The 22381-nt window shown below is 53.9% G+C and carries 12 protein-coding genes and 1 tRNA gene; 3 read left to right on the forward strand and 10 right to left on the reverse strand.

Annotated features, from left to right (window positions below):
• Positions 1-250: 250 nt before the first annotated feature.
• Complete coding sequence (locus LA756_RS25350; RefSeq protein ID WP_224437512.1) at positions 251-5092, forward strand: PVC-type heme-binding CxxCH protein; 4842 nt, start codon at positions 251-253, stop codon at positions 5090-5092.
• Positions 5093-5186: 94 nt separating this feature from the next.
• Here the strand turns inward: LA756_RS25350 and LA756_RS25355 are convergent, their stop codons facing one another.
• The 3 genes from LA756_RS25355 to LA756_RS25365 all read right to left on the reverse strand — a co-directional run bounded on the left by LA756_RS25355 (position 5187) and on the right by LA756_RS25365 (position 9336).
• On the reverse strand, positions 5187-6635 hold the full coding sequence (locus LA756_RS25355) for a DJ-1/PfpI family protein (RefSeq protein WP_224437513.1): 1449 nt from the start codon (positions 6633-6635) through the stop codon (positions 5187-5189).
• 143 nt (positions 6636-6778) lie between these two features.
• Entirely contained in the window at positions 6779-8722 is a 1944-nt protein-coding gene (locus LA756_RS25360) for a serine/threonine-protein kinase (protein ID WP_224437514.1), read from the reverse strand.
• A 32-nt stretch (positions 8723-8754) separates the two neighbouring features.
• Complete coding sequence (locus LA756_RS25365) at positions 8755-9336, reverse strand: RNA polymerase sigma factor (protein WP_224437515.1); 582 nt, start codon at positions 9334-9336, stop codon at positions 8755-8757.
• A 200-nt stretch (positions 9337-9536) separates the two neighbouring features.
• Here LA756_RS25365 and LA756_RS25370 point away from each other — a divergent pair, with 200 nt between their 5' ends.
• Positions 9537-9833, forward strand: coding sequence for a Rho termination factor N-terminal domain-containing protein (locus LA756_RS25370; RefSeq protein ID WP_224437516.1), 297 nt, complete (start codon positions 9537-9539; stop codon positions 9831-9833).
• Here LA756_RS25370 and LA756_RS25375 read toward each other — a convergent pair.
• Positions 9830-10789: a PQQ-binding-like beta-propeller repeat protein gene (locus LA756_RS25375; RefSeq protein ID WP_224437517.1), complete on the reverse strand. Its 960-nt coding sequence runs from the start codon at positions 10787-10789 to the stop codon at positions 9830-9832. The two genes, LA756_RS25370 and LA756_RS25375, sit on opposite strands and share 4 nt — an antisense overlap.
• 408 nt (positions 10790-11197) lie before the next feature.
• Here LA756_RS25375 and LA756_RS25380 point away from each other — a divergent pair, with 408 nt between their 5' ends.
• Positions 11198-15637: a chemotaxis protein CheB gene (locus tag LA756_RS25380; protein ID WP_224437518.1), complete on the forward strand. Its 4440-nt coding sequence runs from the start codon at positions 11198-11200 to the stop codon at positions 15635-15637.
• Positions 15638-15852: 215 nt separating this feature from the next.
• Here LA756_RS25380 and LA756_RS25385 read toward each other — a convergent pair whose 3' ends face one another.
• From LA756_RS25385 to LA756_RS25410, 6 genes are all read right to left on the reverse strand, one after another.
• On the reverse strand, positions 15853-16698 hold the full coding sequence (locus LA756_RS25385; protein ID WP_224437519.1) for a TIGR01457 family HAD-type hydrolase: 846 nt from the start codon (positions 16696-16698) through the stop codon (positions 15853-15855).
• 566 nt (positions 16699-17264) lie between these two features.
• A complete protein-coding gene (locus LA756_RS25390; RefSeq protein WP_224437520.1) occupies positions 17265-18371 on the reverse strand; it encodes a slipin family protein in 1107 nt (368 codons plus the stop codon).
• Between the two features lie 472 nt (positions 18372-18843).
• Positions 18844-18917, reverse strand: a tRNA-Lys gene (locus LA756_RS25395).
• A gap of 276 nt (positions 18918-19193) precedes the next feature.
• On the reverse strand, positions 19194-20165 hold the full coding sequence (locus LA756_RS25400; RefSeq protein ID WP_224437521.1) for a hypothetical protein: 972 nt from the start codon (positions 20163-20165) through the stop codon (positions 19194-19196).
• A gap of 204 nt (positions 20166-20369) precedes the next feature.
• A complete protein-coding gene (locus LA756_RS25405; RefSeq protein WP_224437522.1) occupies positions 20370-20795 on the reverse strand; it encodes a DUF2262 domain-containing protein in 426 nt (141 codons plus the stop codon).
• A gap of 10 nt (positions 20796-20805) precedes the next feature.
• The gene (locus LA756_RS25410; RefSeq protein ID WP_224437523.1) at positions 20806-21999 is read right to left on the reverse strand and encodes a hypothetical protein; all 1194 of its coding nucleotides are present in this window, start codon (positions 21997-21999) and stop codon (positions 20806-20808) included.
• Positions 22000-22381: the final 382 nt, after the last annotated feature.

Raw genomic sequence — 22381 nt, forward strand, 5'->3', positions numbered from 1 at the left:
CCGTCACGGCTGACTTCTACGTTGTGTTGCCGCGATAACGGGACGAACTCCACGAATATTTGTCCGAATCGGCCAAGTTTTAGGATCGATCCGCCATGATTCGTTTTTTCCAGGGAATTCCCCGGCAGGTTTCTTGTTCGACGTGCGGTATGGCGATGGACTATGCTGAAATAGCCCTTATCCGCGCGATCGTCTCGGAATCGCTGACGGCAACCTTCCCATCCCCACCTAATCCCCCAAAAAAATTCTTATGATTCGCAACTTGCTGCTTGCTCTTGTCGTATCTGCGTCGCTCGCTTCCGCTGCTTGGGCCAATCCAGTCGTCTACGAAGGTGAGTCCGGTATTGGAAAGGGCAAGCACATCGTTTTTCTGGCGGGTGATCACGAATACCGCTCGGAAGAAACATTGCCGGCAATGGCGCGGATACTTGCCAAGCATCATGGCTTCAAATGTACGGTGCTGTTCACGCTCGACAAAAAGACCGGCGACATCTTGCCAGGCTCTAGCCACATGCCTGGGACCGAAGTGTTGAAAGATGCCGACCTGATGATCATCTTCCTCCGCTTCCAAGATTTCCCGAAAGAACAGATGCAGCCGATTGTCGATTACCTAAAGCGAGGTGGTCCTGTCGTTGGCCTGCGAACATCAACGCATGCGTTCAAAATCCCAGAAGATTCTCCCTACGCAAAGTTCAATTTCCGCTATGCCGGTAAGGACTTTCATATGGGTTTTGGCCGCCAGGTTTTGGGCGAAACCTGGGCGGGGCATTACGGTAAGAATCATGTCATGAGCACGCGGCTCGATCTTGTCGCACAGCAGAAAGATCACCCAGTGTTAAACGGCGTGAAGGATGCCTGGGTGGAAGCAGGCGGCTATTGGACCGAGCCACTGGAAGATTGCACCGTGTTAGCGATGGCTCAGCCGCTGCAAGGCATGAAGATCGATTCGCCGGTAGCAAAGGATAAGAAGCCATGCCCTGGTGTTTGGGTTCGTGAATATGAATACGAGCCTGGCAACAAGGGACGCGTTTTCACGACGACCTACGGAGCCTCGGAAGACCTACGTAACGATGGCTTTCGCCGCATGCTGACCAATGGCTGTTTGTGGGCGATGGGCCTGGAATCGCAAATCAAGCCAGACTTGAAGATCGATTTCGTCGGCCTTTACCATCCGTCGCGATTCAGCAATGGTGGGCACCGCAAAGGGGTGAAGCCTGCCGAAATTAAAGGATGGGATTCGCCAATCCTGCCGGATCATAGCAACGCAAAAGATAAGACGACGGCGATGAAAGCTCCACGCCGCGACAATGGACGCGATGCACGGAAGCAGAATGTTCAAGATGCGAAGAACAAGAAGCTGGAAAACCCGCCAGAACTGACCGAAGAAGACTTTTCTGCGTTCGCTATTTATGAAAAGACGGCTCCTCGTCCAGAAGCGGCCAAGCCGGTCGCCACTTCGTTGCCGCTGCCATTAAAAAAAGGGGACCGAATCGCGTTGATCGGGAACACGTTGCTGGAACGGTCGCAGGACTTTGGCCATTTCGAAGCGATGTTGCAGCAGAAGTTTCCACAGCATCAACTGGTCGTTCGTCACCTGGCTTGGTCGGCCGATGCGATCGATCAGCAACCGCGACCTGACAACTTCGCCGATACGCAGCAGCACTTAGTCCATGAAAAAGCGGATGTCATTCTCGCTGCGTTTGGTTTCAACGAATCGTTCGCCGGGCCAGGCGGCTTGGCTGACTTTCGCCGCAAGCTGGGCGATTACCTGACCGACTTGAAGTCGAAGGCCTACAACGGCAAGTCTGCTCCGCGCATCGTGTTGATCTCGCCGATTGCCAACGAAAACATCGACAACGTCCCAGCCGCGACGCTTAATAACGCGAACATTCAGCTTTATGTTGACGTGATGCGAGACGTGGCCGCGGAACAGAACGTCGGTTTCGCCAATGTCTTTCCGACGACCGCAGCCGAAATGGCGAGTCCCGGCACCGATTTGACCATTAACGGTGTGCATCTCAATGAAGCGGGCGATCGTGTCTTTTCTGCAGCGTTGTTCGAGCAGTTGTTTCAGGAAAAACCGCCTGAGATTCGTCAGGCCATGTTAGATACGATTGTCGACAAAAACTTACAGTTCTTTCGTCGCTTTCGCCCACTCAACACGTTCTATTACACCGGCGGTCGAAATAAGGACTATGGCTATCTCGACTTTCTCCCGGCGATGCGAAACTTCGACATGATGGTGGCCAACCGAGATCAGCGGATCTGGGATATCGCCCAAGGTAAGTCGGTGCCCGAGAAAGTCGACGACTCAAACGTTCCGCCGCTGCCGATGACCAAGCAAAGTCGCGGGGCGAATCAGTGGATGACTGCGGCGGACGAAAAACAGGCGTTCGATATGGACCCTCGCTTTGAGGTGAACCTGTTCGCTGGGGAAGAAGAATTCCCCGACATGGTTAATCCGATTCAAATGCGGTGGGACTCAAAAGGGAGACTTTGGGTCAGTTGTTCGACGACTTATCCGCATGTCTATCCCGGGAACGAACCGAACGACAAGCTGGTCATCTTGGAAGATACCGACGGCGATGGCAAAGCGGACAAGTCGACCGTTTTCGCCGACGATCTACACATTCCCCTATCGTTTGAGTTCGGCGATGGAGGCGTTTATGTTTCCGAACAGCCGAACCTGACGTTTCTGAAGGACACCGACGGCGACGACAAAGCGGATATTAAAAAGACCGTCCTGCGTGGTTTCGGCACGGAAGACTCGCATCACTCGCTGCATGACTTTACCTGGACACCGGATGGTGATTTGATTTTCCGTGAGTCGATCTTTCATCATTCGCAAGTTGAAACACCCTATGGGCCTGTGCGTCAGCAGAACAGCGGTTGGTTCCGTTTCGATCCGAAGACGCAGCGATTGATCAGCTTCGGAACGTATCCTAGTACAAACCCTTGGGGCGTATCGTTTGATCGTTGGGGACAGCACATGGCAAGTCACCCGGTCTACGCCGAGGCCCATCATGCGGTCGATCCTCCTTACCCGCTTCAGAACGATCGCCCGAAAGGCTTGCAAGCCTATTCCGGCGTTTGTGGACATCACATCGTCGACTGGAATACGTTTCCGGAGGAACTGCAAGACACGTTCATCAAAGTTCGTTATAAGCCAACCAACCGCGTCGAAATTTTGAAGTGGAAGGAAGGCCCGTATGGTTTCACCGAGGAATATGTCGGCGACTTGCTGTTCTCGAGAAACCTCAGCTTCATCCCAGTCGATTTGCAGTGGGGGCCGCGGGGCGACTTGTATGTGTGCGACTGGTACAACCCAATTAAAGGGCATGCCCAGTATTCGCTGCGAGACGAGCGTCGCGACCGACACTCTGGCCGTATCTGGCGAATTACCGCCAAGGATAAGCCGCTGCAAGAGGCACCAAAGATTGCGGATGCCTCCATTCCCGAATTGCTGGAGCTGCTGAAGCGACGCGAGTACGCGATTCGTTTCATGGCCAAACGCGAGCTAGGCGAACGAGACCCAGCCGAAGTGAAACCGCTGCTCGACGCATGGATCTCCGGTCTGAATGCGGACGACCCTGAGTTCCGCCATCACCAAGTCGAAGGGCTTTGGACATATCGTTGGATCGATGCGGTGCCGATGGTGCCAGCGACGGACGAAACACCCGAAGCGGATTTGGCTGCCGCCGTTGGTGTGCTGGAAGATCTTCTGGCGTGCGAGAATCATATGGCGCGTGCAGCCGCGACGAAGCAGCTTCGATATTGGTACCCTTACGTTCCGCAGTGGCAACAGCGACTCAAGGATGCGGCTAACGATGAAAATGGTATCGTCCGCATGCAGGCAGCCGTCGCGGCAACGTACATCGGCAGTAAGCCAGCGTTTAATGCCGTGCTGGACGTACTGAAGCATCCTCGCGAAGGGCATGTCGCATATGCGATCACGTGTGCGTTGATGTCAAAACCGATGCGGGCGCACTGGGAAGGAAATCCTCGCTACAACATTGCCCGCATCCTGAAACAGGCCTCGCAGGACGCAGAAATCAAAGAGCCGAAGCCGACCGTCGCCGAGGCTAAGTTCGATGCCCAGAAGAATCTTCGCGAAGTGAAGATCTCGTGCCTCGAAGAGCGAATGTTGTTCGACGTTAAGCACTTCATGGTCGTGCCAGGACAGCCGCTCAAGATTGTCTTCACCAACCCAGATGCGACGGACCACAACTTTGTAATCGTGAAGCCCGACGCCCTGGCCGACGTGGGTATGGCCGCGAACGAAATGGCCAAAGATCCAACCAACGCCGACTCCGATTTCATTCCACGCGAAAAGATGGATTTGATTATTCAGAACACGCCGATGATTGGCCCGACACGTTCGGCCCAGATCGCCGTACTCCGTTTTCATGCTCCGAAGGAAGAAGGCATTTACCCATACGTTTGTACCTTCCCAGGGCACTGGGTGGTGATGAACGGGGTGATGGTGGTTGCCAAGGACGATGCGAGTGCTCAAGCGTTGATGGATGCGAGCGTTCCTCAGGTCATTAAAGAATGGACGATGGCTGACTTCGCGGATTTCGCCCAGCATCCTCGCAAGAAAGATGACGCAACGCTTGTCCGTGGAATGACCGCATTCGTAAAGGCACGCTGCAATCAGTGCCACGTCGTTGCAGGTCACGGGACCAATCTCGGACCAGATCTGACGGAATCGGTCAAGAAGCTGAAAGGCAAAGACCTCCTTCAGCAAATGGTGGATCCTTCCAGCCAGATCAACGAGAAGTTCCAGAACGTGCAGTTTTTGACCATTGGCGGACGCGTGATTACCGGCGTGGTGGTTAACGAGGACAAGCAAGCGTTTCACGTGGCGACCAATTTGTTGACGCCCAACAGCTTGACGATCATTCCGAAGGATGACGTCGAGCAGATGGCCCCGTCAAAAATGTCTCCTATGCCAGGTGGCTTGCTCAACACGCTGACGAAGGAAGAGATCTACGACCTGCACAGCTACCTCGAAGCTGGTGGGTACGAAATGCCTGAGCATTTGAAGCATCTCCATAATCATGGCGATCATGCTCATGGCAAGGAAAAGTAAACGCAAAAAAGCCCTGCCAGGTTTCGGTGAGGCCTTGCTGCTTAACCTCACGTCGGCCTGACAGGGCTTAGCGATTGCTCGCTGCCCTTGCTTGTTATTCCCAATCGGCGAAGACCGCATCGATGTACGCCGGATCACTTACCAACTCGCCGATTACCTGCCCAAACATCGCGGCCGAATCATAGTTTTCAGCCGTGATAATGCGTCCGTCGATTACTACGTCGTCTTCCGCGGTGGTCGGATCGCCGATCGAACCAGACTGCACCATTGTGCCGCCATTCATTTCGATCGCCTGACGAGTGGTGTAAATTGGTTGATCGGAGCTAGGGGCCGAGCCTGCCCAAGCAGAAACCGTCGTTCCTTCCAATAAGCTCGTGCCGTCGACTCGGGCATATGCCAGAACGGAAACGCCATGGCAGATCGCGGTGACATATTTGTCTTGTGCGACGAAATCGTTGATTAAGTCGTTTACGGTCGCCTTCAACGCATCGGTGCTGTTGTACACGCCATGGTTGTAAGTTCCCTCGAAGGCGTATTGATAGCTGGACGATCCCCAGCCGCCGACGAAGACAACCGCCGAGTAATCTTCCGCTTCGACATCAGCAAGTGCCAAATCTGGCGTGACGTCTCCATTGCTGGAACCTTGCCCTGAGTTGGCATGTGGGCGGGAGACTTCGGTGGTCGTCGCCGCCACAACAACTTCCAGGCCCTGGGCTTCCAAAGAAGCTCGCGTGTCGGAGTATTCCTGGTAGTAGAAGTCTTGGTTGGCAATCACCATCAGAACCGGCATCGGTTGTGCGTCTTCTGTAGGAGGGTCGCCGGTCGGTTCATCTTCATCCACCGGCGACTCTGTTACGGCAACCAAAACTGTTTGACCGGCGGACTGAGTACCATCGGTTGCTCCGATTTCGATCTGAAAACTTCCGGTGTAGTGGGCATCTGGCGTAATTACGAGCACGTCGCCATCCATGCGTACATCGGCATCAATCGATTCTGGTTCCGCAATCAGATCAGGGTTGTCGTAGTGCGTCGAATCGAAATTGGCCAGCAGTGTGCTACTGCCGAATGAGCCTTGCCATTGATAGAACTCGCCATTTTGCAGCACATAGAACCAGCCACCGTGGGCAGAACGAATCCAACGTTCGTTGTTGCCCAGGCAGTTGGTGTGGTAGTCGTCCGACTCGACCAAATCATATTGAGAGTCGAGCTGCTGTTCGAGCGTCGGTACAATCGAAGCGGTGAACAGCAACGCATCGGAATCGACATCGCCACTAACCGTCAATATCGTTTCAAGCGACTGTCCGCTATTCGCCTCCAGATCTGCAACTGTGTCGAGCGTCCATCCGGCGTCCGCTGCAGGATTGATCGTTGATGTTTCGACATACTCAGCCTCCAGCGGCGGAAGGTCTGCTTGAACCAAGTCGCCAGCCATCATGCGGCGGTCTTCGAGGCCCTGTAAGTTTCGTCCTACTCGGCGCCGATTGCGAGCCGATGACGCGGTCTTGGTGCGTTTATGAGAAGTGAAAAGGGCAAGTCGTGACATGTCGTTTCTCCGAGTCTGTTCCGAATGAGATGGTGGTGTTTCTGCTGGCTGCCGTATAAATGGCAGCCCAGCGGAAAACCTTTCACGCAGAACAGAAAAAAATCGAAGAAGTCACTTTTCGACGGAAAAGGAAGGCAGCAACATTAGTTCGAAATGGGGCGAATTCGGACTTGATGAAATGTCGTGTCGCTGTCGTAAGCTCCTAACCCCAAAGACTTTTCGGGCAGTTCCCAGAGTTCAAGAAGGGATAGATCTGAGCCATCGCCAGAGTGGGACGTCAGCAATTGGTCATCCAGATAAACTTCAACTCGATCACGCCGAACGTGAACTTCGGCGGTGTAACGACGCCCATTTTCAAGCACTACACTGTCGACACGCGTCGGATTGGTTCGCATATCGCGGCGGGCAATATTTTGAATGCCGGCCAGGTTCTCGCTCCATCCATCGATATCGAACGAGGCGTTACCGTCTCCGTGAAGAAAATGCAACGCGATCGATTGTGTCCCATCGTTTCGCGTGAACTGCACCTCGTAGTCATACTCGCGTGGCGGATGAAACGGAATCATGATTCGGGCCGCGGGACCAGACTCTACATGCAACTCGCCGCTTGAAGTAACCTCCCAGTTGCCTGCCACCATGTTTGCTGGAAGGTCGAGTGTAGGAATCAGATCGACCCACCCAGCCTGGTTCGGTAACGGTTCGTTGGAAGAGACTGCGTTCGATTCCGCTGGAACTACGCCAGGCTCGTTTGGGCGATCACGATTTCCAAAATCTCCAAAAATGAGAAAGGCAACTAGCCCGCCTAACAGTGCCGCAACGCTCCCAACCGCCCAGCGGTTGTTGCGAATCCAAGTAACGTTGCTGGGAGGACTCGCATGGGGCTTGGACTGGGTAGGACGTACCGCGGGTGGTGAAGTGACCTTTGACACTGATGTCAAAGTCTTTGGCATGCTGACATGGGGCGTGGTTTGCTCGGTGGCGAATTCCGAATCGGGATGGCCAAAAGGACGCAGCGCTTCGACTAACTCGGCTGGGGTTTGGTAACGCTGCTCTGGCTGTTTCTCCATAAGCTTTACGACAATCGCAATCACTTCCTGGGGAATGTCTTGCCGAAAGTTGGTCAGCGACTGCGGTTCGCGTTCGCAATGCCCAAGGACTTTCTCGAAGGCCGTTCCTTGCGGAAAGGGTGGTTGCCCGGCGAGCAGGAAATAAAGCGTGCAACCGAGGCTGTATAGATCGGCACGGATATCGGCTCGCTTGGAATCACGAGCTTGTTCCGGCGCCATGTAGTCCGGCGTACCCAACGCGGTAAAGTCAGCTGTAAGACCGGGATCGTCGTGAGCTTGCTCTGACTGCGTCGCAAAACGAGCAAGTCCAAAGTCGAGGATCTTAATCGTCCCTCGGTTGGTTCGCATCAGATTGTGTGGCTTGATGTCGCGATGCACCGTACCGCGTGAATAGGCATGCTGAAGCCCCTGCGCCGCTTGCATTACGTAGTTGCATGCATGCAACACGGGCAGCGGTTTTCGTTGGGCGACAAGCTGATCGAGGCTGATTCCTTCAATGAATTCCATCACTAAAAAGTGCAAGTCACCGGCACGCTCCGCATCGTATGCGGCGACAATGTTGCGATGCGAAAGCTTTGCTGCCGCTTTGACTTCTTGATGGAACCGTTCTACGGCAAGCTCGTTTTTCATCAACCGCGAGCTAATCACCTTCAGCGCGACGGGACGTTCCATCATCTTGTGCTCGGCCTGATAGACGACTCCCATACCCCCGCGTCCAAGTTGCCGGATGATTCGATAGCGGGGATGGTCGAGCAGGGCAGAAGGAATGGTTCCAGCGTCCTCCTCGTCGAAAAGTGGTGTTCGATTGGAGATGGAGGTCACACCGTCGTCCACGCTGCTTGTCGCGGCATGAATTCGTTCGACAAGTGGATCATGAGGCAGCGAACGCAGCACATCGCAGCAAGCATTGCACTTGGCAACATGGTCTTCGACTTTCTGTCGCAGCGATTCTTCCATCGTTCCGTGAAAGAACGACGCAAGCTCTTCTCGCGTGGGATGCGTGATTCGGGTCTCGCTCATGGACAGTTGCCGGTCGTCGTTGCGAAAGGTGTTCAGTCGATAAGGCCCAACCCTCGTTGCCGGAGTCGCGCAAGGACGCGCGACTTGGCGACAAAGACTGCGTTCACGGAAATGCCGAGCTCTTGGCTGACGTCATCGGCACTTAAACCATCAAGGGCGAATCGTTGGAACGCAGCCCAGGTGTTGTCGGTAAAAGCAGGCCGGACTTCTTGCAGCAGATATTGTATCACGTGGCGATCATGCTCTCGATTCCATTGAGCACTCAGCCCGCTATCGGGATCTTCCAACTGGGCGACGACCTGGCCGAAGTCGCTTCCGCCGACGCCTGCCGGCTGCTTGTTTTTCTTTCGCCAATGATCGCGCAGACAATTCGCCGTAATGGTTCGCAGCCAGGCCCGGAATGCGCCCGGACGAGGCTCGCGACGAAATTCAGGAAAGCGTCGAAAAACAACCGTCAAGACTTCCTGGGTCACGTCTTCAACATCGGCCAACGACGCCCCGTTTCGCTTCAGCCATCCTTGAATGAGGGGCGAGTACATACCGACCAAACGGCCCCACGCCTCTTCGTCGGCAGAGTGTTGAAGCGAGTCGAGAAAGCTAACAGAGGTTTCCATGGTGGAAGCGTTTTAACCAAGTTGACGAATCAAAATCGGTTCTATCGTACACTTCCGATCGCATCGCTGCCGCCATAAGTCCTTTAATTTTTAACGAGTTGGGCGGAGATATGGGGGTGTGGCCAGATCGTGACAGTTAAATCGGCACACGATTCGCTGGATCAAGGGAAGCCCCATTGCCCTCTTCAAGGAGTCGTAAAATGCCCAGTTGGACAGCCAAAGACGATCGGCAGTATGAAAAGATTCGCGACAGCAATCTCGATCGCGGGATGAGCAAAAAACGAGCGAAGGAGGTTGCCGCGCGGACGGTGAACAAACAGCGTCGGCAAGATGGAAAGACGCCGAACAAAACCACCCAAGGGACCGGCAACCCGAATCGGTCCCTTGAGGATCGCACCAAGGACGAGCTTTACAATCTCGCCCAGGAAAGAAACATCCGCGGCCGCAGTAAAATGACCAAGTCGGAACTTATCGAAGCGATACGTGATCGCCGTTAACGAAGTACATCGCCTTCGACATTTAGTAGCTGCGAGTTGGGAGCCGAATTGCCGAAGATGTCGAAGCGATCGAATTGCCAGACAACCTTCTTCGTTTTCGGATCCACTTCCACGAGTAGTGGGTTTTCGGGACCTGCGTGGCAGTTGCCAATCACGTAGTTTCCGTTAGGCAGAACTTCCAGCGTCGTGACCCAAGCCAACGTGATGCCAGGTAAGTCGTTCTGGGCGATCTTCCAAACGACTTCCTTTTCAGGCGTCACTTCAATGACGCTATGTCCGTTGCCTGTCGCGACGAGCGTGTTGCCATTCTTCAAGCGAACTGCCGCGAACGCTTTGTTCCCAAACGCTTCCGGACCATGGCCGCCGCGGGACTCTTCGCCGAACATGGGGACTTCAAAGTCCCAAACGACCTCGCCGCTCTTGCCATCATATTCACGAATGTGGCCATCGTTTTCGTGCGCTACCAGATAGTTGCCGTTGTCCAGCTTGCGAACGAGACGGGTATCGGAATGCGGATGCGGATGGTCTAGCTTCAGCGAAATCTCCTTCAGCAATTTGCCGTTTCGGTCGATCTCGATGATTCGTCCTGCGCCAGATTCGGCGATCATCACGTTCCCATTTGCGAGGGGTTGGAAGGCGTGCACTTCAATGCGTTTTCCCTCGTTGCCGTTGCTCTTGGCTGAATCGTACGACCAGACCACCTTCTTCGATTCAGGATTGATTTCCGCAACGCTCGCTGCACCTTGCTGAACCATGATGTGCCCGTTTTCCAAAACGTGAATATCATGGATACCACCCCATGGCATCTCCCACTCGATCTCGCCATTTTCCGCGACGATGGCCAGTTTGCCGTTGCCTTGCATGACGAGGCGAAACGGCCCAGCGACAGCCGGAGAAGAGGTAAGTACCAGAAAGCCAGCGGCCAGAAGGACATAGGTAAAGCAGCGACGCAACATATTGATCTCCGGGGATAGGCATGGGGAGGTAGGTCAAGGGAAAAATTGAGTATAAACGTCGCCACTAGCCGAAGCTGGATAAGAAAAAATTCTCACGGCAAAAAGAGGCTTCTTTCCCGAAGAAATCCGCGTCTTTCGAGGTCAAATTGAGAGTGGTTGCGGATCGTGCTGGATTGGCCAGTTGTGACGCGGCCGATCCTGCGTGGCTTGGATAAACTTAAGTGGCAATCTTGCAAGCAGTTGTGGCGTTTGAGAGAATGCGGTTCGCCTGGTAATGAGAGTCTTAATCGGGGGATTACGTCTCGTACTGAGTTGCCGCGACTACCTTAGACGCGTTGCGCCCTTATATCTAAGGTTTCCCCGCTTTGACGATCCCGCCTGATTTGCGTTCGTCGACGATTGGATTATATGGCACATGCTGAATCGACCGGGCCAGCCGGAGGTGATCACTCGTCTGACCGTTCGCGTCCTCCTTTTTCCATCGTAGGAATCGGAGCGTCGTCTGGCGGACTCGATGCGCTGAAGAAGTTCTTTGCATCGGTCACGCAGCATCAGGGAGTGGCGTTTGTGGTGGTTCAGCATTTGATGCCGGACCACGAAAGCCTTCTGCCAGACATCTTAACGAAACATACCAAGCTGAAAGTCGTTCCGTTGGAGAACGGCCAAGTCGCCCAAGCGGGGCATGTCTATGTTGCACCGCCGGGACAAGATGTCAGCATCCACTCGGGCGAATTTCATGTTGCCCCCTCGGCCGAGTCGCGTGGGTGGCGGCACCCGATCGATTACTTCTTCCGAAGCCTCGCCCAAGATCAGCGGCAAAATGCGGTCGGGATGATTCTCTCCGGCAACGGCAGCGACGGGACATTGGGCATTCGAGAAATCAAAGAATGCGGCGGCATGGTGATGGTTCAGCATCCGCACGAAGCATCGCACGATTCCATGCCGCTCAATGCCATGGAGACTGGGCAAGCCGATTACGTTCAGCCGGTGGCGCAGTTGGCGAAGTCGCTGGAAAGCTATGTCGATCATAACTCGTTGTTCGACGACGCAGTGATCGATCCGATTCAGTTTGTTTCCGAACTGGAAGAGATCCAGCATCTGCTGAAGTTTCATGCGGAATACGACTTCAAGAATTACAAACACACCACGCTGCTGCGGCGAGTGCAGCGACGTATGGGACTGACCGGCGTCTCCGACATCCGCGAGTATGTCCATCTGCTGAAAGATCGCCCGGAAGAAATCGACGCCCTCGCGCAAGACTTGCTGATCTGCGTGACGCAGTTTCTACGAAATCCAGAAGTCTGGGAATCGGTTGTTGAAAAGGTGATTCCTAAGCTTCTGGAAGACACCGGGCCGCGCGAACCGATACGGATTTGGGTACCAGGCTGCGCAACAGGAGAAGAAGCCTACACGCTGGCGATGCTGCTGTGCGATGCCGTTGGCAATCGCCGAGACGTTCGCATTCAGATCTTTGCAACCGACATCAGTAATCATGCCCTGAAAACGGCTCGTGCTGGCGTTTATCCGGAAACGATCGCTGCCGATATCAAGCCAGAATGGGCAAGGAAATACTTCACGCGCGAAGCGGACGTATTTCGTGTTTCCAAGACCATCCGAGAAATGGTGGTCTTCGCCGCCCATGACTTGAAGGGAGATCCTTCATTCTTTCGGCTCGACTTGATCAGTTGCCGAAACCTAATGATTTACCTCGAACCGGAAGCTCAGGCCCAGATCTTGCGGAAGTTTCATTTCGCATTAAATCCCGAAGGCTTTCTACTGCTGGGAAGTTCCGAAACCGCAGGCAGGTTCGATCCAGGGTTCACGGCCATCGACGCGCATGCACGTATTTACCAGCGTGCTGGAGATGTCGGGTCGACCGAAATGGCGGTTCCTTCCACTTCGATGCCACGTCGAGTCGTGCCGCAGCGCAAGTGGTTTCGTGGTCCACAACCGCCGAGCCTCAGAGAACTCGCGGCAGAACAGTTTTGGAAATCGACGAAGTCCGTTGTGCTGATCTTGAACGACAAACTGCAGCCTGTGTTCGTGGGGGGCAGTGGCGATCGATTTCTCAAGATTCCAGAAGGAGAACAGCGGTACACCGTTTACGAGTTGGTGCGACCAGGCTTGCATTTGAAGCTGCGTGGTGCCATTGGACGTCTGGACGGTGAAGGCAACGCATCCTTCGAGCGAGTCAAAGTGACGCAAAGCGATGGCTCAACGCTGGAAGTACGTGGTGAAGTTCGCAAGCTGACCGATCCTGAGAATAAACAGCGGATGATCTTCGTCTCTTTAGAGGAAGATCCCAACGGACGAAACCCGCTGGAACTGAACGGCGAACTGATCGATGGAGATCTTTCCAAGATTAGTGGCGACAATCAGGAAGAAGTGGTCAAGTCGCTAGAGCGGGAACTGCTCGAAACGCGCGAAGAACTGAGCCACACCATCGAACAGCTCGAGCAAGCAAACGAAGAGTTGCGTGCTTCCCACGAGGAAGCAATGAGCGTCAACGAAGAGCTTCAATCAGGGACCGAAGAACTTGAAGCGTCGCGTGAAGAACTGCAATCGCTCAACGAAGAGCTCACGACCCTCAATGTTCAGCTGGAAGACAAGCTTGCCGAACTAGAGGCGACCAACAACGATCTGGATAACTTGATTTCCAGCACGCGTATCGCCGTTGTGTTTCTCGATACAGAGTTCCGTGTTCGCAACTTCACCCCGGAAGCGATCGATCTGTTCAGCCTGATTCGTACCGATATCGGTCGACCGATCAGCGACTTGGCCCACAAATTCACTGACGGTTCTTTCATGGACGATGCGCGGGAAGTGCTCAAAACGCTTTCCCCTGTCGAGCGAGAGGTGAACACCGATCAAAATCGAATCTTCGTGCGACGACTTTTGCCATATCGTACGTACGACAATCGAATTGAAGGGGTCGTTGCTACCTTCCAAGATATTACCGACTTGAAATCGATTCAGGGCGAACTGACTCTGCAGCGGCAGCAGCTTTCGCTCGTGGCCGATGCCATGCCGGTTCTGATTGCCTATGTCGATCAAGACTTGAAATATCAGTTCGCCAACGCAAGTTACGAAAAGTGGTTTGGCGTACCGATCGCGGATGTCGTGGGACGGCCGGTATGGGACGTTGTCGGGCAACATGCGTATGAAGTCGCCTTGCCGAAAATCGAACAGGTCATGAAAGGGGAGCGGGTCGTCTGGGAAGGAGAGCTGCCGTACCGCCACGGCCCGGCGAGATTCGTCCATGTCGAATACATTCCGCACGCTAGTCCCGATGGCCAGGTGATCGGCTACTACGCTTTGATTCAAGATATTTCAAAGCGTTACGAAGCAGAAAAAGCCTTGCATGAAAGTGAGTCTCGCTTCCGCGACTTGGCCGATAACATTTTGCAGTTGGCTTGGACGTGCGATGAACTGGGGCAAGTGACATGGTACAACCGCCGGTGGTATGAATTTACGGGGCAAACGCCCGAAGATGCCAAGGGAATGGGTTGGGCCGACGTCCATCACCCGGATCACGTTGAACGTGTTAAAGAGATCATTGCCGACTGTGCCGCCAAGGAGTGTATGTGGCAAGATACCTTCCCGCTGCGTCGGCACGATGGCGTTTACCGCTGGTTCCTTTCTCGAGCCGTTCCCATTCGTGACAACGAAGGCAACGTGATTCGATGGTTCGGAACCAATACCGACATCACCGAACAGATGGAACTGGAACACGCTTTGAAGGAGGCCGATCGTCGCAAAGATGAATTCCTGGCGATGCTGGCCCACGAACTGCGAAATCCACTGGCTCCGATTCGTAGCGGTATCGACTTGCTGATGATGGATCCGCGCAGCCCTCAGGAACCGCTGGAGGTGATGGAAGAGCAAGTTCGGCACCTCGTCCGCTTGGTCGACGACTTGCTCGATGTTTCTCGCATCACCCGAGGAAAAGTTGAGCTCCGCAAAGAAAACGTCCAGCTTCAAAAGGTCATCCGCAAAGCGGTTAATTCGATCGAACCGTATGCCGAACAAAAGAACATCAGTTGTACGGTCGAGCTGCCTGAGGAGCCGATCTGGCTCAAAGCCGATCCGGTGCGGCTCGCGCAGATTTTTGAGAACCTGATTATCAATGGCGTGAAGTACACCGAAGAAGGGGGCCAGATCGATGTCACCCTTCGCCGCCAGGAATCGAAGGCGATTGTTTCAATTCAGGACAACGGCATCGGTATCGATACCGAATTGATGCCGCGTGTGTTTGAACTGTTCGCCCAATCGTCACGTTCTTTCGATCGCGAGCCTGGCGGGCTCGGCATTGGTTTGACCATCGTCAAAAGCCTGGTGGAACTACACAAAGGTTCCGTCGACGTAAAAAGCGAAGGACTTGGAAAGGGAAGCGAGTTCATCGTTCAGCTTCCTGTCTTGAAGAAAGCACCGGGGGAAAACTCAGCCGTGACCGCGATCGAGAGCAGTAACGAAGAAAAAATCTTGGTTGTCGACGACAACAAGAGTGCACGTCATTTGCTCTCACGTTTGCTCGCCGCACTGGGCAATCACGAGATTCAATCGGCGGCCAGCGGTATGGAAGCCCTCGATATGGTCGGCGAGTTCCATCCTTCGGTCGTCATGCTTGACATCGGCTTGCCCATGATGGACGGGTACGAAGTCGCTCGCCGGATCCGTGGAGTTGATACGCAGAACCGAATTTTGCTTGTCGCTGTTACCGGGTATGGGCAAAGCGAAGATCGGCAGCAATCCGAGGCCGCAGGCTTCGATGTGCATCTGGTCAAACCGGTTGGTATTGAAGATCTACGCAAGCTGATGACGCACGAAAAGCTGCAAAAAGAAGAGTAACGGGCGTCACACTCGGGTAGGGAAGAGCATGACGCCCGCTCTGTCTGGTTGTTATCGGCAGATAAGCGGGACTAGCGGAAACGGCACCGGCGGGAATTGCTGTGGGCCATCAAGTTGCCTCGGAAAGGCCGTCTTTCCAGTGGCAACTAGGGGAGGGAAACGACAAGGCAGCGCTCTGATGTCGCGGCCGTTGCATGGTTGCGAATGCGGCTCACTTAACGGCGAAGCGAAGCGACAAACTCGTTGGCAGCGTCGTCCGGAACCGTGACCGGAGTTCGCAGCGTGACAGGTTCTTCAAAGTTCTTTCGAACCAATTCCGCAACCGAATCAATGATTAAGTCGGGCTGGTACGGATGCTTCGGAATATCTTCCAAACGAGTCCCACCTGAGAGAACCAGAATCGTCTGGTACCCCATCTGCACGCCACCCAGGATATCGGTTTCCATGGTGTCGCCGATCATCACGGTCTCGGAAGTTTCCAAGCCGATTTCTTTACGAGCCATTCGCATCATCAGCGGGCTAGGCTTGCCGATGCTTAAAGCCTTTCGGCCGGTCGCTTCTTCCAGAAAGGCGATCGTTGCTCCTGCTCCCGGGCGCGTACCGCGCGAAGTGGGGCAGTTGGGATCGTCGTTCGTAGCAATCAGCTTGGCACCATCCAAAATCATTTGGGTCGCCGTTTCCAACTGGTCCCAATTGAGCGTGCGACCTTCGCCGACGACGACAAAGTCGGGGTCGTGGTCGACCACCGAGTAGCCATTCTGGTGAAGGGCATTCAGCAGACCCCCTTCGCCAAGTACGTAGGCCGTACCGTTTGGCTTCTGGCTGGCCAGGAAACGTGCGGTTGCCATCGCACAGGTAAACACCTGACGCTCTTCTACTTCAATGCCCATGCGGGCCAGTTTCGTCACCACATCGCGTCGCGTGCGTTGGCTGTTGTTGGTGAGAAACAGAAACGGAGTACCGTCTTCGCGCAGTTGTCGGATGAACGTATCCGCGCCAGGGATCATCTGGCCGCCGCGATACATGACACCATCCATGTCGATCAAAAAACCCTTGCTCATCACTTACCTCTTAAGGGTAAAAGTCACGGCTCGCATGGCTCACCTCCGGATCAGCCAAATGCGAACGCAAAACCTCTTTCAGTTCCACCCAACCCCTTGGCAATGGCCGTGCCAAGAAATGGATAAGGGAAGAGTCTTTTGTGACCACAATCAAGGAACGCGGAGAATCGTGATCGCGAGTTTGAATAGTGGTAGAGAATCTCACTTACGCAAAAAAGTAGGTTTTGTGAAATAGAATGATTGCCGTGGCTGCTAATCCTCTGTGCGAATCGGCTGCTGAAGGAGGCAGCAACAGCTGAGCAGCACTTGTCCATCGCGCCCCTATTTGAGGTGCTAGCGAGTTTTCCAGCAAAAATCGGTTCCCAATAGTGACAACAATTGTGAACAGTTCGTTAGCGACTGATGGGAAGTCGATAAGGAATCGATCGCGAGATTGCGTCGATTAGGTAGACGGCGTTGAATCAGCCGTTAGAGAATTAAACCCAAGATTGTTTCTTTCGTGCGTCGTCGAATAGCGTGCAAAAAGAAAAGACAGTACGCCGCTGGGGACATACTGCCTTTTCGAGTTACAACAAGTTCACGACACGATCGGCGAGACCCTTCTCGCCTAGCACGACGTTTAGCTTTCCACCGGCTGCGATCTTCTCGAGAACTTCCAGCTCTCGCAAACGCATCAGCGTTGGGCTATCGGCGAGCATCTTGGCCGTGTTGGCCTGGCTACGCATCGCGGCCGTTTCTTCGCGACGCGAGATCAAGTTGGCTTCCGCCGCCTTCTTGGCTTCGGTCACCTTGTTCATCAGGTCCTTCATTTCGCCTGGTAGAATCACGTCGCGAATTCCTACGCTTACTAGCTTCAAACCAAGCTCGTTGGACCGACCACGTACGGCTGTGTCGAGTTCTTCCGCCACGGCTTCCTTATCGGTCAGAAGGTTATCCAGTTCTCGGGCACCCACAACGCTTCGCAGAGCCAACTGCACCTCGCGGTACAATGCCTGCTTCACATCGTTGGTCGCCGTCACGGCCTTCTTGGCATCCAATACCTGGTACGTCACCACGGCATTCATCCGCAGCGTTACCTTATCCAGGGTCATGATGTCCTGACCAGAAACGTCGATCATCGTTTCGCGCAGATCGACTTCCACAATCCGTGCGTCGGCTGGACCTCGCCAGAACGCGTACGTACCTGGGCTCAGCGTTTCGACGTAACGGCCATCGACGAACAGCACGCCGGCGCATTCACGCTCGACGTCGCAGATGTCCAGTTGGATCAGCGCCGTTGGCTCGTGCGAGATCGACTTCAAGTCTGCGTGCTCGAAGCGCACGTCCCGTGCATCGAACATTTCTACATGCACATCACGGAACGTCGTCCACAATGCGTAAAGACCAGGCCCCAACACACCATCGAATCGGCCATCGATCCAAACCAGCGCACGCTGGTGCTGCTTCAAGTCGACCACCATTGCGCGGTCCTTTAGCACGCCTGACTTCACGATGACGTCTAGCTGCTCGTCATGAAGGTAAGGATCGCGCTGCGAATACACGTCGACGTTGATCTTATTCCAAGGATCGAAGAATCGGTGCGTACCAGGTTCCAAAGTGCCCACGAAGTTTCCTTCGCGGAACAACAGCCCGACTTCAAAGTTGCGAATCTTGATCTTCTTAAACAACCACATTGTTGCACCTCCTTGGGGTACAACCCAACAAAAATAGGAACGACCCAACCTGGGGCCAAATCAGTAATACGTGTTATTGAATTCGTTAGAAAAATGACACCTTTGGCAAGCAGACGTTCGCAGCAGTCCCAGAAAATAACGCGGAGTCGTGCGTTCGCGTTCACGGAAAGCAGTTTCCTGAACTTTCAATCCGCAAGCAGGCAAGATGGCGCGGAGCGCATCTGCCGGCAAGCCGACTTCCGTTTCATTTCACTGCCTGCGAATGAAGGCGAACCGTCACGCTGCAGGGCGTATTTCACCTGGTGCTTTGGCCGACGATTCCTTGTCTGCGGCGTTGTCGTTTCACCGAAGTGATCCGGCCAACGTCGCTTTCGCAGAACCATCGAGCCAATGCCGACCGCACGATCGCCCGCTTACCGCCGGCGCTCATGGAGAAAGGCTTTCGCCTTTCGGTAGTCAAGGTGGAAAACCTTGGTGTCGGAACAGGATTCGAACCTGTAACTTCCAGATTAAATGTCTGGTGCTCTACCTTTGAGCTATCCGAACTGGGCCGCCACGTAGAACCCGTGCACGGGACAACCGCCGCTAACCTGCCGATAGCATGAGCGCGATTGCCGCCGGTAAGACGACCACAATCCCTTCCTTAAAAAGAAACATCGCTGGGAGTCGAACCCAAAGAAGCTGCCACAAAGACAACCGCCCAACCAAAGGGCATCAACGTTTCGTTGCTGAAGGAGACACGGCTTGCTGAGAGGAGTTCACGGAAAGTTGAACTCTTTTATGAGCCGTTGAGGAGGTTTCGAGATGGAAAGGAGAATCGTATCAAAGTCGCGTTAGATCATGCGTCAATCGATGAATCATTTCCGTCGGTGCATTCGTGATGTAATCGAATCCTGGAAATCCACCCCAGGAAAATGCGTGACGCAAATACGAGAGAAGGGTTAGGCTGCCGTGTTGCCCCACAAGTACGCTGTCGAATCGAGGAGCTGCACTGCTAATCGAGATGGGACCTCCCCCGCTTATGTTCGCCTTTGTCGTGTCATCGGGTGCTATCTCAATACAGTTGGAAAAGAAGTCGCCTTCTTTTGGCGGCGGATATTCCTCTAGGTCCTCAAGCATGGTTTTCGTCGAAACATCGAAGACGAGAGGATCGGTGTACCAAGGTTCCGTTTCATCTGATTGGTCGTCGTACATTCCTGCACAGCCGGTTCGTGGCCAGTCAGGGTGCGTCCCGCAAAAGTCGACACAGCCGACTTCGATAAGCCATGCTTGAAGCGACACCGGAACGTAGACACCCCGCTTCCAGAGTTCCTCGAGATTGCGTTTTACATTCTCTTCTGGGGGACAGAACGGATTCCGGTGCGCGAACTGGTAGCCGGATTCCGTGAGTCGGGCGAAAAGAACTTCCAAGTTCTGTCGCGCAAACGACATTACTTTGCAAGCAAAATCCAACGCATCTTTGCGCTGCTGCGTTTTTAACAATTCATCGGTAAGCGATAACTGCCAGGCCCAGTGCTCGTTGATTCGGCGACGACAATACGCGGCATCTGTCGGGGGCAACTTTTCAAGTTGATCACGCTCGAAGGTATGATCCTGCCAGAGGATTGCCCCAGATTTATCAACTGCTTCGACTCGAAACTTGCCTCCTGGCCACTGATCGATTACGACGCCAACGTCACCAACGTGGATATGGGTGATCCCGGTTTGAGAATAGCAGGAGGGGATCTTTCCTTCCGGAAGATTCACAATTCGAACGGCATCGAAGAGGGCGAGTGTTTCCGGCAGCTTGGGCATTCGTTCGCGTAGTCCTTCAATGGTTACTAGGGGGATCTTATGCAATCGTCAGATTAAACAATCTTAGGGCGGAACGGATCGCGACAGGGAGGTAGCAGATGTGATAGCGGAGAACTTTAACTCAACTTGAACGCACTCCAAGGGGAAATCATCTGTTTCTCGGCCCACTGAATGTTTCAGCAGATCGATTTATGTGATACGAACTTAGCCCTGCAAATGAAAGTTCTTCCAGCCATCGTCGAGACTGCCTTGCAGGACGATATCGTGCTCCAAGAAGATGCCGTCATCGTAGAAGACGAACTCAAAGCTTCGGTCAGGATAGACTTGAATGTGCCCTAGCATGATTCTTTTTTGAAGGGACTCGAATTCCAGAGGGGTTTCGCCGTCTTCCAGCCAGTTATTGTTCTTTAGCGGCAGTACCATGTCCTGGATCAGGTCCAGCATCTTGGCGTGCCAGCGGTCGGCGTCAGACCATAAGTGGTGGGCTACTGAAAGTGCTTCCGGGACTTCCGACTCCGTATCGGTGAATAGCGTTAGCTCGACTTCCATCTCGCGCCATTTCGTATCGGTGGCAAAGTGGTCGAAGTCGTCTAACTCGAATTGCCCGAATAAGTCATCATGAAAAGACATCGATGCCCCTTTACTCACCTCGATGTTGCTTCAGCAGTTGCAGGATGGCCGTGTTGGCCCCTTTCATATCATCGAGGTTCAAGAAGCCTTGGTACAGATGGAATCTCGGAACGCCGAGCGGGCCCTGGCTGTTCCGTGAGCTAAAGACCAAGCTGGGCGTTTCCTGAATGAGGCTGGCATAAGTCCATTGCTCAACAGAACCGGCTGGAATAGGATTCGGTAGGTAGCCGTAGCCGATCAGTTGATTGGGCGTCCATGTCTGCAACGGCGTCTGTTCCCAATGCACATAGCCGTTCCTTCCCCATTCGACCGCATCGACAGCGATTGCCCGGTGGGACGTAATCGCGAACACGCTTGGCTGTATTCGCTTTCGTTTCCGAAGTATCTTTCGCAACTGGGAAATGGCAAACACAAAGCACATTGTGATTGCCAACAGAGCGATCACTCCGCCGAACGTAAGCAGCAGGGCAGGGTCGGCTAGAAGCTCTTCCACAAAGCCGTAGGCCAGCAGGCTGCCGGTGAGGAAAAAGAATGGCACCGAAAGATAGGTCATCGTCCAAGTCTGTGCGAGTCGATCCGACAGCGATGTTCCGAGCCAATAAACGGTTTCTCCCGCTACCAAGTGGGGTTCGAGTCGCGGCCAGAGTTCGTGTGTTTCATCGACTTCGGAAGGCGCTGATGGTTCGTGGCTTTGGTAATCGTCCACGCGGTTCCACGTTGCGATCGGGATTAAGCGTTCGCACAAGGGAGGCACTTCCGTTAGTAGGTTGGTCGGTAGATAAATCCAATCCCCCGACGTCAGACAAACACTGACAAGATTCCCGAATTGGTTTGGGGCATCCAAAGGGGCCTTCGGCAATACCCAGGTAATTTGTTCCAAGGGAACCTGGTGCGTATCGCGAGAACGCCACAGTCGGTAGTGCAGCACATCTTCTTCGCAGCGGAACCAGGCCACCGCATTGTGCCATTTGTTAAAGACCCTCAGCCAGACATGCCCCACCGAGCAAGCCATACCGAACAAAAAGAATGCCCCCAAGATTAGGTTCGCCCACAGCGGAACGTGATCGAGAAAGACGATCAGTCCCATCCCCAAAAGCATCGTAGCGAACGCCAACCAGAGCCAGAAGAAAATAACGCTTGCGTCCCATAACCACTGCCAAGAAAGATTCCTGCGGTTCAGTTGTCCTTCGATCGTCTCGTTCATGGAGCTATTGTCTCGGTCAGATGCGTCGATTGTCTACTAAAGATTCGTGGGAACCTGGAAAACATTTCGTAGCTTCTGCCCGAAATCAGGTACCGGCCTCTGCCGGGGAATAGGAGCAAGCGTTTGCAGCCGCCAGTGAGAATGGTTCCGGTTGCCGAATCCAAGTTTGCGCCAAGTATACAGGTTGTGTGCAGGTAAAGTTGCTGGCCGTACACAAGGCCTGCGGGTAAAGGATCTCATACACTAGGATCGCTTCTTATGAATTGTTTGTGACTTGTACACTATTTCTAGATAATGCTCGATGCGTCTGTCTCGACCGCGAAAATAGCGGCTTGTCTCTGATTTTTCTTACAGGGGGAGCGTATGACCGGCCTTTTGGAAA

The sequence above is a fragment of the Bremerella sp. TYQ1 genome, from assembly GCF_020150455.1.
Taxonomy (GTDB): Bacteria; Planctomycetota; Planctomycetia; order Pirellulales; family Pirellulaceae; genus Bremerella; species Bremerella volcania_A.